Origin of the sequence: Bartonella sp. AP36NXGY (assembly GCF_042195865.1) — a bacterium.
Lineage (GTDB): Bacteria > Pseudomonadota > Alphaproteobacteria > Rhizobiales > Rhizobiaceae > Bartonella.
The window spans coordinates 50,168-63,687 of the sequence record NZ_JBHIPD010000012.1 but is presented as its reverse complement, the minus strand read 5'-3'; the positions used below and the strand labels follow the sequence as shown (position 1 = coordinate 63,687).

At 36.3% G+C, this 13,520-nt stretch carries 10 protein-coding genes; 2 read left to right on the top strand and 8 right to left on the bottom strand.

Annotated elements, in window-relative coordinates; genetic code table 11:
• Positions 1-25: 25 nt before the first annotated feature.
• From ACFINX_RS06440 to ACFINX_RS06405, 8 genes are all read right to left on the bottom strand, one after another.
• Entirely contained in the window at positions 26-520 is a 495-nt protein-coding gene (locus tag ACFINX_RS06440; protein ID WP_375638039.1) for a F0F1 ATP synthase subunit B, read from the bottom strand.
• 11 nt (positions 521-531) lie between these two features.
• The gene (locus ACFINX_RS06435; RefSeq protein ID WP_375612089.1) at positions 532-1,098 is read right to left on the bottom strand and encodes a F0F1 ATP synthase subunit B; all 567 of its coding nucleotides are present in this window, start codon (positions 1,096-1,098) and stop codon (positions 532-534) included.
• 143 nt (positions 1,099-1,241) lie between these two features.
• Positions 1,242-1,472 carry a F0F1 ATP synthase subunit C gene (locus ACFINX_RS06430; protein ID WP_005773968.1) on the bottom strand — a complete coding sequence of 77 codons (231 nt, stop codon included), beginning with the start codon at positions 1,470-1,472 and terminating at the stop codon, positions 1,242-1,244.
• Positions 1,473-1,526: 54 nt separating this feature from the next.
• Positions 1,527-2,285 carry a F0F1 ATP synthase subunit A gene (locus ACFINX_RS06425; protein WP_375612111.1) on the bottom strand — a complete coding sequence of 253 codons (759 nt, stop codon included), beginning with the start codon at positions 2,283-2,285 and terminating at the stop codon, positions 1,527-1,529.
• Between the two features lie 7 nt (positions 2,286-2,292).
• A complete protein-coding gene (locus ACFINX_RS06420; protein ID WP_375612110.1) occupies positions 2,293-2,727 on the bottom strand; it encodes an AtpZ/AtpI family protein in 435 nt (144 codons plus the stop codon).
• Positions 2,728-3,817: 1,090 nt separating this feature from the next.
• Entirely contained in the window at positions 3,818-5,242 is a 1,425-nt protein-coding gene (der, locus tag ACFINX_RS06415; RefSeq protein ID WP_375668506.1) for a ribosome biogenesis GTPase Der, read from the bottom strand.
• A 4-nt stretch (positions 5,243-5,246) separates the two neighbouring features.
• Positions 5,247-5,918 carry a tetratricopeptide repeat protein gene (locus ACFINX_RS06410; protein ID WP_375612087.1) on the bottom strand — a complete coding sequence of 224 codons (672 nt, stop codon included), beginning with the start codon at positions 5,916-5,918 and terminating at the stop codon, positions 5,247-5,249.
• 573 nt (positions 5,919-6,491) lie between these two features.
• Complete coding sequence (locus ACFINX_RS06405; RefSeq protein WP_375613534.1) at positions 6,492-8,264, bottom strand: SLC13 family permease; 1,773 nt, start codon at positions 8,262-8,264, stop codon at positions 6,492-6,494.
• 354 nt (positions 8,265-8,618) lie between these two features.
• On the opposite strand from ACFINX_RS06405, the gene ACFINX_RS06400 reads away from it, so the two are divergent.
• The gene (locus ACFINX_RS06400; protein WP_375668505.1) at positions 8,619-10,325 is read left to right on the top strand and encodes a hypothetical protein; all 1,707 of its coding nucleotides are present in this window, start codon (positions 8,619-8,621) and stop codon (positions 10,323-10,325) included.
• 146 nt (positions 10,326-10,471) lie between these two features.
• Positions 10,472-11,830, top strand: coding sequence for a Na+/H+ antiporter NhaA (nhaA, locus tag ACFINX_RS06395; protein ID WP_375618444.1), 1,359 nt, complete (start codon positions 10,472-10,474; stop codon positions 11,828-11,830).
• The last annotated feature ends 1,690 nt before the right edge of the window (positions 11,831-13,520 follow it).

Genomic DNA, 13,520 nt, shown 5'->3' with positions numbered 1-13,520 from the left:
ACTGTTCTTTATCTCTCAAATATCATTAATTAAGATATGTTTTCATTTTGATAAATGATTCTTTCTCAAGAGACTCTTTGATAAGTTCATCTGCCTTGTTAGAATCTATTTCCCTTGCAATAAGGGTACCTGCTGTAGAAATTGCCAAATCAATCGCCGATGAAGAAACCATGCGTATTGCATCCGCTTCTGCTTGGGCAATTTTTTGTTCTGCCAATTTATTGCGGTTTTTTACATATTCTTCTGCTTTTGCACGGGCCTCAGCAATAACGGATTCAACTTCATGCTTTGCTGCTGCAATAATTTCTTGCGCATCTTTTTCTGCTTCTGCATGTTTGCGTTGATATTCAGCCAATATTTCCTGTGCCTCTTCACGAAGACGCAGAGCCTCATCCAGTTCATCTTTGATACGTTTCGCGCGCGCATCAAGATGGTGTATAACCCTCTGTGGAATTTGGAAATAGACTAAAAGAGCCAAAAAAAGAACCAACCCAACAAATGCCCAAAAAGTATCAGTCATCTTTGTCTTCCTCAATAATCCGCAGTTTTAACAACTGAACGAACAGCCTCTTTGCTGATATCAACGTCAATCAATTTTTTCACAATTTCAAGAGCTACTTCTTCAGCGATAGAACCAACATTTTGCATCGCTTTATCCCGAATTTTTGCTATCTGTTTTTCAGAATCTGCGAGTTTTTTCTCTAGACTCTCTTCAATTTCTTTCCGTTCAAGCTCTGCCTTTTCTTTTAATTCTTTACTAGCTACCTGCGCTATAGCCTGCGCGTTCAAACGCGCTTCTGCTAATTTCCGCTCATAAGTTTCAACAACAATGTCTGCTTCTTGCTTCATGCGCATTGCCTGATCTAAATCAGATGCGATTCGATCTCGCCGTGTTTCAATAACACCGCCAATACGTGGTACAATTACACGGGAGATAAAAAGATAAAACAGTCCGAAAGAAATTGCCAACCAGAAAAAATGCGAACCAAAATGCACAAAATCAAAAGGCGGAAACACACGATTTGCATGCTCTGCTACCTTTTTAATATGTTCTATCGACGTTTCAGTGTTCTGTGCATAAGCGCTTGAAACAAACATCTTCTTTCATCCTTTAAATAGCTTATTAAAGCCCTCTATAACTGATGATAACTGACAAACATCTCTCTGGCATCTCTCTAGTTAAGAGCCTAAAAGGGTAAATCTTTCCTCATGCAAGAACAGACATACCCTTTTGATAATGATTAAACCCCAAAAAGAAGTAATAAAGCAATGAGCAATGAAAAAATTCCCAAAGCTTCTGTTACAGCAAAACCAAAGACGAGACGTCCAAACTGACTATCTGCTGCTGATGGATTTCGTAATGCACCAGAAAGATAGCTACCAAAAATATTACCAAGTCCTAAAGCTGTTCCAGCCATACCAAAGCAAGCAAGACCAGCGCCAATATATTTTGCTGCAAGCACCATTTCCATGTTATTCTCCTTTAAAGCGAAATTGCATTATTCGACGGAAAACCGCCAGTTCTATTAATGTCCTGGATGAATTGCATCATTAAGATACATACAAGTTAAAACCGTAAAGACGTAAGCCTGAAGAAATGCGACCAAAAACTCAAGAGCAGTAATTGCTACAGTCATAATAAGCGGTAAAATCGAACCACCCACACCTACAATTCCTACCCCAATCATTGAAACAACAAACCCAGAAAACACTTTAAGCGTAATATGACCAGCAAGCATATTCGCAAAAAGACGAAGAGAAAGACTAATTGGACGGGAGAGAAAAGAAATAACCTCAATCATTGTCACCAGAGGTAAAACCACAACAGGAACTCCACTGGGAACGAACAGTTTCAAAAAACTGACCCCATGCTTATAAAAGCCATAACCAATCACCGTCAAAATTACCACCATTGCTAACGAAAACGTGATCATGATTTGAGACGTAACCGTATAAAAATAAGGAAAGAGACCAATAAAGTTAGCAACCAAAATAAAAGTAAACAGAGAAAAAACTAAAGGAAAAAACTGCATTCCCTGCACACCAGATGATTCCCGCAGAGTCGATGCTACAAATTCATATGCCATTTCCGAAAGAGACTGCATCCGCGTTGGAACCAATCCACGACTCGATGATGAAATAAAGAGAAAAATAGAAGTTACAACAACCGTGAGAACTGTAAACAATGATACATTTGTAAACGATAAATCCATATTTCCTATGGAAATCTTAATCAGCCTTAAAACCTCAAACTGATGAATAGGATCTGGAGCGTGCGCTGTCACTTCAACCTCATTTATCGGACCTCTCATTGGCCCCTTTATTTTGTTTATCTTGGCGCAATACGCCTTTTTTTCCTAATTGACTGGAGGAAACATACCCCACAGACCGAAGAATACTCAATACACCAGCAGCAAATCCAAAGAAGAGAAAAAATACCAATCCCCAAGGCCATGAACCTGCTAACTTATCAAACCCCAACCCCAAAACAATACCAACTATAATACTTGCCAGAAACTCACTGGAAAGCTTAATTGCACCTGCCATCCTTCCTTGTGATTTTTCCCGCTTATTCCTATGCTCCCGCTTCTTTAATGCTTGCTTGCGCACTAAAGCTACGCTTAAGTTCCTACTACGACATTCCAAATCCTCTGAATGAAGACACTCTCCTTGCTTTTCCTCTTCAGCCTCCTTACGGCTCATAACGGGTTTCTCGCCCATCGCCATCATTGGCTCCTTAATTAAAAAGCAACGTAAGAATACATTTCATAAAACCGTGTGCATCATATTGTTCCCGAATTTATTCGTCAAGATACTAAAAGAAATCTATCACAAGTTATCGTATAAATTTTATTGCAGAAATAACGTATTTTTCAATTTACATGCTTTCTTAAAAAGATATTCCAAGCACCTAAACCGATTTCACGACAGCACCCGTGAATGTATAACGAAAAGTTCACGTGAATAATATAAAACTCATAGAACAACCATTTTTACACTTAACAAAAGGTGTAAACCAATACCATCTTATTTTCCGACTCCCAATGTTATATCAGTCCTAGTTTTGAAAGAGAACATAGAAAGCTAAAAACAGTATGAGAGCGTTGGTTTTCTCCTTTTATTCGAATAAACTTGCACTTTTTATTTTATGAAAATGAAATAATCAATGGTTTCTATATGATCCTATTCGCAAAGTATTTTATATACGCCATTACAGGCCTCATCACGAAATGAGCTTGAGGGTATTAAGAGAAGGTCCTTTAAATACAAGATATTAATAAATCCAAAATTTCAAATAGATTAAGCCAATAGAACACAATAAAATTTAAATACGATAACCATACTACTTTATACAATTTTAATCCACTTTTATGAATTTCGCTCTTTACAATTGAATATCCGTAGATTCAGCAAATATTTTTGCTTTTTATTCAGACAAACTATCGTAAGCAAAAGCGCTTATTCATAAGCTTTATTTTTATGAAACGATAATCTAATGCTGCTTTTCAAACAAGCATCATAATTACATTCCCCTACCCTCATATTGCATCTATTCTTGCACTTTAATGACCCATTAAGAGGATTATGTACTCTTTCTTAAATACTCCCTATTAAACTCTTCTCATGACATGCAAATAAATGATTTTTATCAAGATGAGAGAACTCTATTCAATAGCGCTCATGATAAATGATTATCAATAAAATTAAAACTTTAGCAAATAAAACTTTTTCTTTTATGAAAAGAACGATCATTTAAAAAACTTATTTTTAAGATTCTTAAGTATAGATTTCATTCACTTAAAAAATTAAAGAGTTATCATTTCTTCTTGGAACGTGTCGCAAAAGGATTATCAGAGGCTCGTAATGATATGCGAACGGGTATACCAGACATATCAAATGTTTCACGTAACCCATTGACAAGATAACGCAAATACGACTGAGGCATACTTTTGGGGCGCGAGCAGGAAATCATAAATCCAGGAGGACGTGTCTTAACCTGTGTGATGTATTTAACCTTAAGTCGACGTCCAGAAACCGCAGGAGGTGGATGATGTGCCACAACAGTTCCAAGCCATTGGTTCAATTTAGCCGTCGAAATGCGACGATTCCATACACGGTGCATCATCATGACATTTTCCATCAGTTTATCAAACCCTTGACCATATTGTCCTGATAAAGGAACAGCTCTCAAACCACGAACTTGAGGAAGAAATCGCGCACATTTTTCATGCAAATCAATCAATGTGGTCTGACTGTTTTCAATAAGATCCCACTTATTGAAAGCAATAACTGGAACACGCCCTTCACGAATCACAAGATCAGCAATTTGTAAATCCTGCTTTTCAAAAGGTATCGTTGCATCAAAAACAATGACCACCACTTCTGCAAAACGAATAGCACGCAAAGTATCTGCAACAGATAGTTTTTCTAATTTTTCTTGAATTCTCGACTTTCGACGTAAACCTGCAGTATCAAAAAGTTTAATATGACGACCACGCCATTCCCAATCTACAGAAATAGAATCACGCGTGAGTCCTGCTTCTGGTCCTGTTAACAATCGCTCTTGTTTCAACATACTATTGATAAGAGTGGATTTTCCTGTATTGGGACGCCCCGCAATTGCAATCCTAATGGGCTTACTTTCATCGTAAATAAGCTCCTCTTCTTCCAAATCCTTTACATCATCACCAACAGATGCAGGTTGTATCATTCTATCTTCTTCTTTGTTGTTGCCAAAAACATGCTCTGACCCAACAGCATCTATAATTGCATCACGCAGATCACTAAGTCCCAAACCATGTTCAGCCGATATTGGGCATGGCTCTCCCAAACCTAATGACCACGCCTCATACTCTCCTCCTGTTGCCGCTCTTGACTCAGACTTATTGGCAACAAGCACAATTGGCTTTCCTGATTTGCGAACCAATGAAGAAAAATTTAAATCACTTGGTGTTATTCCGCTCTTTGCATCAAATACAAATAAAATAAGATCCGCTTCATCAATTGCAACTTTTGTATGAGAACGCATACGCCCCTCAAGTGTATGATCACCTGCTTCTTCCAGCCCAGCCGTATCAATCACATCAAAACGTAGATCTTGAAGTTTTGCCGCATGAATACGCCGATCACGTGTTACACCAGGCTTATCATCAACCAAAGCCAATTTTTGCCCAACCAAACGATTAAATAGTGTTGACTTCCCAACATTGGGACGACCAACGATAGCAATGGTAAGGCTCATCGATTTATTCCTTATTTGCCTTGCCCTCAGCTTGTATAAGCTCAAGCATCATTCGAGCCCGATCTGTTATTTTTAAACCCAAAGAACCTTCTTCAGAAATTTTCTTAAAATAATAAACCGCCTCATCCATTTTATCCGCCTTATAAGCAGCTAAGCCTAAAGCTTCTCTTGCAGACATACGCATAGGATCGGTATCACTTGCCATATCTTTGATGCGCTTTTCAACATCAGCTAATGTCCCTGTATCAACCAGAATATAAGCCGCCCGAATTTTTGCAACTTTCTGCAAAATCTGCGGTGCTTTCTCATCCGCTGCAACAGAATCAAAGATCTCCACTGACTTAATAATATCACCTTTCTCCATGAGTAAAGAAGCCTCACGTAAACGAGCAAGAAAAGGATACCCCCCAAAATGAGAGGTTTTAACAGTTTCTAATTGCTTTATCGCTTTATCAAAATCACGTGTATCCGCAAGATCAAGACTCTTTACAAATGCATCACCAATATAACCAGCTTTCTTTATTTGTGTATGATGATAAACTTGATAAGCAACTATCATGAATATAAAAAGAACAGCCGCTCCAATAATTGAAAAACCATACCGTCTCCAAAAAGCAAGCGCCTTTTCCTGACGAAATTCTGCATTCACTTCAGCAATAAAACTATCATACGACATATATCATACCTTGAAAAAAGTTACTTCACCTGTGCTTTTACGCATAAATGGATAAAGATGGTAGCCCTAATTAACTAAAAATCTTTAAATTGCTCGTTTATTTATTTTAAATCAACATGTAGCCAATTCAATCAGATTTTTGCAACAGTCTTAATCGAAAATGATGTAAGCACCCTGTTTGTTCACATTACAGCTTTTACATATTATGAAAAATTCACTGCCTTAATATTTATCATGATTGCCTATCATCTCAAGCGAACTTTCTCTCCATTATATAGAGGAATAATCTTTTAAAGTCTTCAACCGCAATTGTTGGTTGTATTGGATTATACAATTATAATAGAAAAACCAATTCTTGAAAAAACTTGAATAAACAGTAAATTTCCATGAATATCTACTAAAACCAAATAGATAAATTTTTATCTGTATCAAAAATACCGAAGCGCCATGATTACAGTGTGGTATAATTCCAAATCTTCAGTTAAAGCTCTTTATATAAAGTATATCCCTTCAACTTATCTTCATACGATTAACAACCTTTTATAATTGATTCTTAAAGTTTCTAAAAATATCCTATTGTAAAGGCCAAACCCACATAAGCATTGGAACAGCAATAATAACGATCAACACCGCCAATGGAGCACCTAAACGTGGATAATCACTAAAACGATATCCTCCTGGCGCCATCACGAGCATATTACTTTGATGTCCAATAGGTGTAAGAAACTCACAGCCCGCACCAATTGCAACAGCCATCAAAAAAGCTTCAGGCTTATAATGAAGGGAATGAGCAAAACTTGACGCAATTGGTGCTACCATCATCACTGTTGCTGCATTATTCAAAAATGGCGTAACCAACATAGCTGTCACCAACATAAGCGCTAAAGCACCGGATGGCGGGAAAAATATTGCCAATTGGCTCAGCCATTGACCAATGAGATCCGTACATCCTGTTTTCTCTAACGCTTCACTCACTGGAATAAGAGCCGCTAATAGCACTAATATTGAGCCATCTAATGCCTGATACAGATCACGCGCGGGCAAAACACGAAAGATCACCATTGCAGCAGCAGCAGAAAAGAAAGAAAAAGCAACTGGAACAATATGAAAAGCTGTAAAAATAATTGCTATAAATAAAACAGCTAAAGAGATGAAACCATGTCGTAAATTTCCAAACACAATATTTCGTTTTGCTAGGGGCAAGCATTTCAATTCTCTTAATAAATTTGGAATAACTGCATCCTGTCCTTGCAAAACAATCACATCTCCAAGATGGAAAATAATATCATCAAGTCTTCCCCGCACCCTTTCATGTTGACGACTTAACGCAAGCAAATTTACATTATAGCGATCAAATAAGGAAAACTCTTTCGCACTAATACCGATAAGAGGTGAATTATGGGTAATGACTGCTTCAATAATATCAATATCACTGTCCTTATCACCTGCAACAATAGTTCGCCCCTTAGAAAACTCTAAACGAGCAGAATTCATCACGCTATCTAACCCTGTATGTGATCCTTCCAGCAAAATAATATCATTTTCAGACAAAACAAAATCTGGTAATGGTGAAATAGATACTTTGTTTCTGATGATTTGAATCACCATAACATCACCACTTGATGGCTTAACCAAATCAACAATATTTTTTCCCACAATCGGTGAATTTATTGGAATATGTACTTCTGCAACATAATTACGAATATCAATGGCATCATCAAATGATACACCTGAACGCACACGCACAGGCAAAAGCCAATAAAAAAGAACCAAATATACAACACCAGCCGTCGCAACAACCGCACCAACTGGTGTAAAATCAAACATAGTAAAAGGTGTTCCTGCTAAACGTTCTTGCATCGCTGAAATAACAACATTGGGAGATGTTCCTATCTGTGTCATAAGCCCCCCCAACAAAGAACCAAAGGCCATGGGCATCAAAAAGACAGAAGGAGAAACCTGAGAACGACGTGCAAACTGAAAAGCTATCGGAAGCATAATCGCCAAAGCACCAATGTTTTTAACAAACATTGATAATACGACAACAGAAAGAACCAAAAACGCTAATTGAAGACGCACCGATTTCACGTCTGGCCATATCCGTTGAATAATAAATTCCATTATACCAGAGCGAGATACAGCCGTACTGACAACAAACACACTCCCCACGATAATAACGATATCATTACTAAAACCGCTAAAAGCTTCCTTCGGACTGACAAGACCAAGGGCACAAGCTATTAATAAAGTACAAATAGCAACAAGATCATAACGAAATCGATCCCAAATAAAAACAACCATCATGAGACCAATGATCGAAAAAGCCATTATTTGATTTTCTGTCATAACACTTACCTCTCCCCATTAAATTATAATGAACAAGAACATATTTTTTATGTTTTAAATATTCCTATAAACAGCAGCAAGATAAAAGCAGACATCGAAATATTTTAGGATAATTTTAAAGTGATAAAAAATTATGATGCGCATAAACTTGCCTCTCCTTATTATGCGTGCTTTTCTATAAAGTGCTGAACCCAAAGAAAATTGATAAAAGTTGATAAAGCTATATTGCAAAAAAGATGAGAATAACTCTAATATAGAGAGTAGATAATTGTTGAAACTGGTACACGCTATATTTAAACCTTTGTCGTTGCTTAAAAGAATTTATCTTCACTCTCAATTCAAAGAGTGATAAAAATGAAAGAAGAAAGAATGGTCAATCTTAATAGTGGGTATCAAAGTAACCTCAGATATTGGCTCACTTGCATTATTGGATTTGTTGCTATCTTGGCAATTATAATTGTTGGTGGATTTTATATTGCAAAACCCTATCTTGACAGTTTTGTAAGAAAAGAAATAGCCCGTCATTCCATAAAAGCCGAAACATCTGAAGTAAGCATTCTAGGTAAAATCAATTTGAAGAATGTGACAATACCTGTTCCAGCTGGTACATCACTTAAAATTGGTGCCATTTCTGCCCGTCCTCCTCTTTCCTTTATTCCCGGAACTTTTACATTTTATAATGTTGATTTAAAGTATAATAATATTCATGTGCAAATTCCCCAAATTTCTCTTCGGAATGTATCCTTAAAAGAAAAAGATAGAACGATAACATCACGTCTTTTACAATCAATGATGCGTATTGAGCTTTCCTCAATTATTGCTCCCAATATACAACTTTCTATAGAAAATAAAAATAACCGAACAGAAACGGTTGAAATCAAGAATTTCCAGCTTTCTGATTTTAGAAATAACCATATCCATTCAGTTAGTATCAAAAATATGGATCTTAAAACGATCGTAGCAAATGGTGCCAAACAGATGCAACTTATGGCTAAAAGTAATACAATAAAAGCCCATGATATCGACATCAACTATGCCTACTCTATCATTTTTGGAAAAAACAATGCTCTCAATCAAGGTAAAACCGTTACTGGCCCCATTTCTTTGAATAATATAAGTGTCGATATTTTTGAAGAAGCAGAAAAAAACAGCTCTTTCTTCCTTGGGCAGTTTAAAACATCTGGTTTAAAGATGAAACCGCTTGAGCAAACTCCTGAAAAATTAATCAAAGCTTATCTTAATGCAAGAAAAGAGAATAATAAAATCGCTGAAAAAGTAGCACAAAATGGTCTTCTTCTAAACATACTGCTCGCCATTACCTCAGCGGATGCCAAAGTTGATAATATCACCGTTGATATACCGCAGTTGAAAGCAACGCTCGAATCATTCCAATTCAAACCAAGTTTGTGGAAACAACCTATCCCTAAAAAGCTTTTTCTTTCTCTCAATAACCTTTCCGTTTTACCTAAAAAAATGAATGAAAAAGACTTAGAGTTCTTCAAAAATCTGAACTTTGAGCGCTTTAATGTTTCAGGAAAAATTGATATTTCTTACGATGAAAAAAAACGTATGCTCTTTCTTGATACAATGTCTTTCAATATGAAAAACGTTGGATCTGGGAACATCTCGGCTAAGGTTATTGATGTTGATGAAAAGCTTTTTTCTGGTCAGAAAAATATAATGATTGCTGCGTCTCAAGACCTTGGCATCAATGAAATTGATATACAATATACGGATGCAGGTTTCATTGATAAGCTTTTTTCTTATCTTGCGCAAAATCTTAATGACAGCCAACATGATCTAAAAAAGGAACTTTATGACGATTTCTATCTAATGATGACGCAGACCCCAAAAATTCTGCTAAAAAATCATGACGAAGCAGAAAAAATTTCAAAATCCTTAGGAGAATTTGCTAAAAATCCACAAACATTGATCGTTAAAATTAAAGCAAAAGATAATAAAGGTCTCGCAATAGTTGATCTCGAATCTGCTCTACAAAATGATCTATCTAAGGCTTTAAGCAAAGTACATCTCACTATTAAAAATGAAGCGTCGCGTTAAACATTTTGTGCTTTAAACATGATGATCTTGTCTATAAATTAAGAACTTTATTCCTCTTTTTTCTTTTGTATGATACAGAAGGTATCATACAAAGTCATTTATACAGAGAGTATAGAATCTAAAATTGACGATGCTTGGAGTTGTTCATGTCTGATTTATCTTCAAATCGCCTGCCTAATCGCGCTTCTCGTGTCACTAATCAAGCGCTTTCTGCTATCGAGCGTTTTCTCCATATTGAAGCTCTTAGTGGTGTTGTTCTTTTATTAGCTGCTGCTTCTGCACTTATTTTTGCCAATTCTAAATATGCTGCTTTCTATGAATCTTTTTGGCATACACCTCTTGGCTTTAATTTGGGTCATTTCACTCTTTCATGGGATTTACATTTCTGGGTTAATGATGCCCTTATGACTATTTTCTTTCTCGTCGCAGGAATGGAAATTCGACGCGAAATTCATGAAGGGGCTCTTGCCGATTTTAAACAAGCAATCTTACCAATTGTTGCTGCAATAGGGGGCGTTTGTGTTCCTGCAATTATTTACTTTATCTTCAATTTTAACGAGGGACATATCCGCGGTTGGGCTGTGCCAACAGCAACAGATATTGCCTTTGCTCTAGGTATTCTTGCTCTTCTAGGGAAAAAAATTCCCTCTAATCTTCATATTATTCTTCTATCATTAGCAATTATTGACGATATTATCGCTGTTCTTATTATTGCTTTTTTCTACTCAACAAACATTGATCCTAGCGGTTTAATGATTGCAGGAGCGGGTATTGCTTTGGTACTATTTTTTCAGTGGATCGGGCTTGCATCAGCATGGCTTTACATTTTACCTGGTGCAATCATTTGGTGGGGTTTAATGGTAACAGGCGTTCACCCATCGCTTGCTGGCGTAATCTTAGGGATGATGACTCCCGTTCTTCCTACCCGTACTCTTGTAGCGCCACTCACCATGCTCAGTAACGCTATGCAAATTCTTCAAGAAAAAAATACAAAAACAGATCTGCATCATATTTCAACAGCATTGAAAAAGATGCGCAAAGGACAACGGGCCATGATTGCCCCAGTAACACGTGTTCAAAAAGCATTGCATCCATGGGTTGCATACGGTATCATGCCAGTTTTTGCCTTCGCAAATGCAGGAGTAAGTTTTGCAAACTTTGATCTTTCTTCTGACAAATCATTCTTGATTGTTCTGGGTGTTGTCATTGGTCTTTTCATCGGTAAGCCTCTTGGTATTATCACTGCCAGTTATATAGCTGTAAAATCAGGACTATGCCGCCTACCCCCTCATATGACTTGGACAGGTGTTTTACTCATTGGTTTTTTAGCAGGAATTGGCTTTACAATGTCTATTTTTGTTTCAATGCTCGCTTTTAAAGATATTATTCTGCTTGATGCGGCAAAAATTGGGGTCCTTTGTGGCTCAGGTTTATCTGCCCTTATCGGTCTGGGATATGGATTTATTTATATTAAGCGCAATAAAGGAATTTCTCATAGTTCCTAACAAACTAACTGAAAATACATTTTTATGCAGAACTTTTAAAAAGCGATTTCGCTCATTTGTTGGGTTCGGACGATATTTAATGTAAAAGCTGTTGTCTCGCCTCATCTTTACACTTATGAAGGAGAAAACTAACATCATCATACTATTTACGAGCCTCTAATGTTACAACACCTTTGACTCTTAAAAAGACTTATAAGAGATATTTTTATTCCTTTCTTCAATATTCTTTTACTCATGCACCAGCTCCACTCATGATATGCACAGAAATGATTTTAATTGTTTCAATATAAAAGGCTTCGTGGTTTCAGAAAAGCTGCCTTTCGTCAGGACTATTATTCACTATAAAAAAATTAATTATTATGAATCAATATCTTATGTTTAATCATACGAAACAGATAAGAATAAGCAAAATTCAATAATCAGTTAAGTAATTCCATGGTTTATTTTTTTTCAATAAACCACCCTCCTCGTTACTGATTTTATTGCGGTATTCTAAATAACTTTAATTTTTATCTGCTTAAAAGCACATTATTTTTGGATAAAAAATATTTAATTTATCATTATAAATCTTGAATGGAGTCTAAATATCGTATGATTTCTTCATTTCAAATCTGTACATGATAAATCAATCAAGACTATTCTCTTACACGTCACAAGCCGGTGAGAAATATGGATTATTTGAAGAAAGAAGACTGCTTCACCATATCCATATAAGCGCTGTTCAACAGGAAAACTAAAAATTAAATGATGACGACCAGCTGACACCTTTGATCTAAGTAAAGGAGATGGTGGTCCCCCATAAACTTTACGTTACGCCATCCACAGGCGCCATAATGTGGGGGCTTGGGGAGAGAGATATTTTTTCAAAACAAGCACGTAAATTGGCACTATAATAGCGTTTTGTTTTACGTGAAAGGTATATACGATTTAAATAACGCAATAAACAAAAACGTGAACCAATGTGTAATATCCATTATTTAAAAGATATTGCTGTCAATACCTTTGAAAATTGTAAAGCAGAATTAAAAGGAAGTTGTAAAATGGAAGTTGGTTTTCACTTTTATGGCTTCATATTCTCACCCAATTAGGTTTTATCTCCATTTCAGAAATTACCCCACCAGGTATACGCAACATCCTTATTCCTATCTGGCATACAAAAACAGGAGTTGCTCGTAGGCCCCTTATCCGTCTCAATATACCATCAAATATGCATCTGCTCTGACATTAGATATTGATACAGGTAACAAAAAACAAAAGATTTATTTGGAATAACAACGTCATAACATCACTATTAAATTGACAATGGAGTGGAAAAATATTCCCGTTTTTTATCATCGACACATCGCTTGTCTCACTCCATGAAAGAATTAAACTTGAAGCATGCTTCCATAGGGAGCACTCTAGTTTACGTAATTAACTCGCGGAAAAAAAGAAAACCCTAGTCATTTAGACTATTCTAAAACATATGATTGGTGGAAAAATAGAGCATATATATCGTTGTTCTCCCCTTTTTCCGCTCTTATTTGATATTTATTTTCTTTTTGTTTAAAGAGCACGCTCTATATTTCTTAATATCATAAATACTCTTCATAGATAATTTAAAAAGCAATATTTCCGAGACTTTCAAATTGTACAACGCCACATAAAATACAAGAAGGGTAAAATAATATGGCTATATTTCTCACAAGAA

What these genes read in the sequence shown, in the direction of transcription:
- ACFINX_RS06405 (WP_375613534.1), bottom strand. Translation starts at nt 8,264, where the DNA reads ATGACAGAAAATCAAATAATGGCTTTTTCGATCATTGGTCTCATGATG.
- nhaA (WP_375618444.1), top strand. Translation starts at nt 10,472, where the DNA reads ATGTCTGATTTATCTTCAAATCGCCTGCCTAATCGCGCTTCTCGTGTC.
- ACFINX_RS06400 (WP_375668505.1), top strand. Translation starts at nt 8,619, where the DNA reads ATGAAAGAAGAAAGAATGGTCAATCTTAATAGTGGGTATCAAAGTAAC.
- ACFINX_RS06420 (WP_375612110.1), bottom strand. Translation starts at nt 2,727, where the DNA reads ATGGCGATGGGCGAGAAACCCGTTATGAGCCGTAAGGAGGCTGAAGAG.
- ACFINX_RS06410 (WP_375612087.1), bottom strand. Translation starts at nt 5,918, where the DNA reads ATGTCGTATGATAGTTTTATTGCTGAAGTGAATGCAGAATTTCGTCAG.
- ACFINX_RS06440 (WP_375638039.1), bottom strand. Translation starts at nt 520, where the DNA reads ATGACTGATACTTTTTGGGCATTTGTTGGGTTGGTTCTTTTTTTGGCT.
- ACFINX_RS06430 (WP_005773968.1), bottom strand. Translation starts at nt 1,472, where the DNA reads ATGGAAATGGTGCTTGCAGCAAAATATATTGGCGCTGGTCTTGCTTGC.
- ACFINX_RS06435 (WP_375612089.1), bottom strand. Translation starts at nt 1,098, where the DNA reads ATGTTTGTTTCAAGCGCTTATGCACAGAACACTGAAACGTCGATAGAA.
- der (WP_375668506.1), bottom strand. Translation starts at nt 5,242, where the DNA reads ATGAGCCTTACCATTGCTATCGTTGGTCGTCCCAATGTTGGGAAGTCA.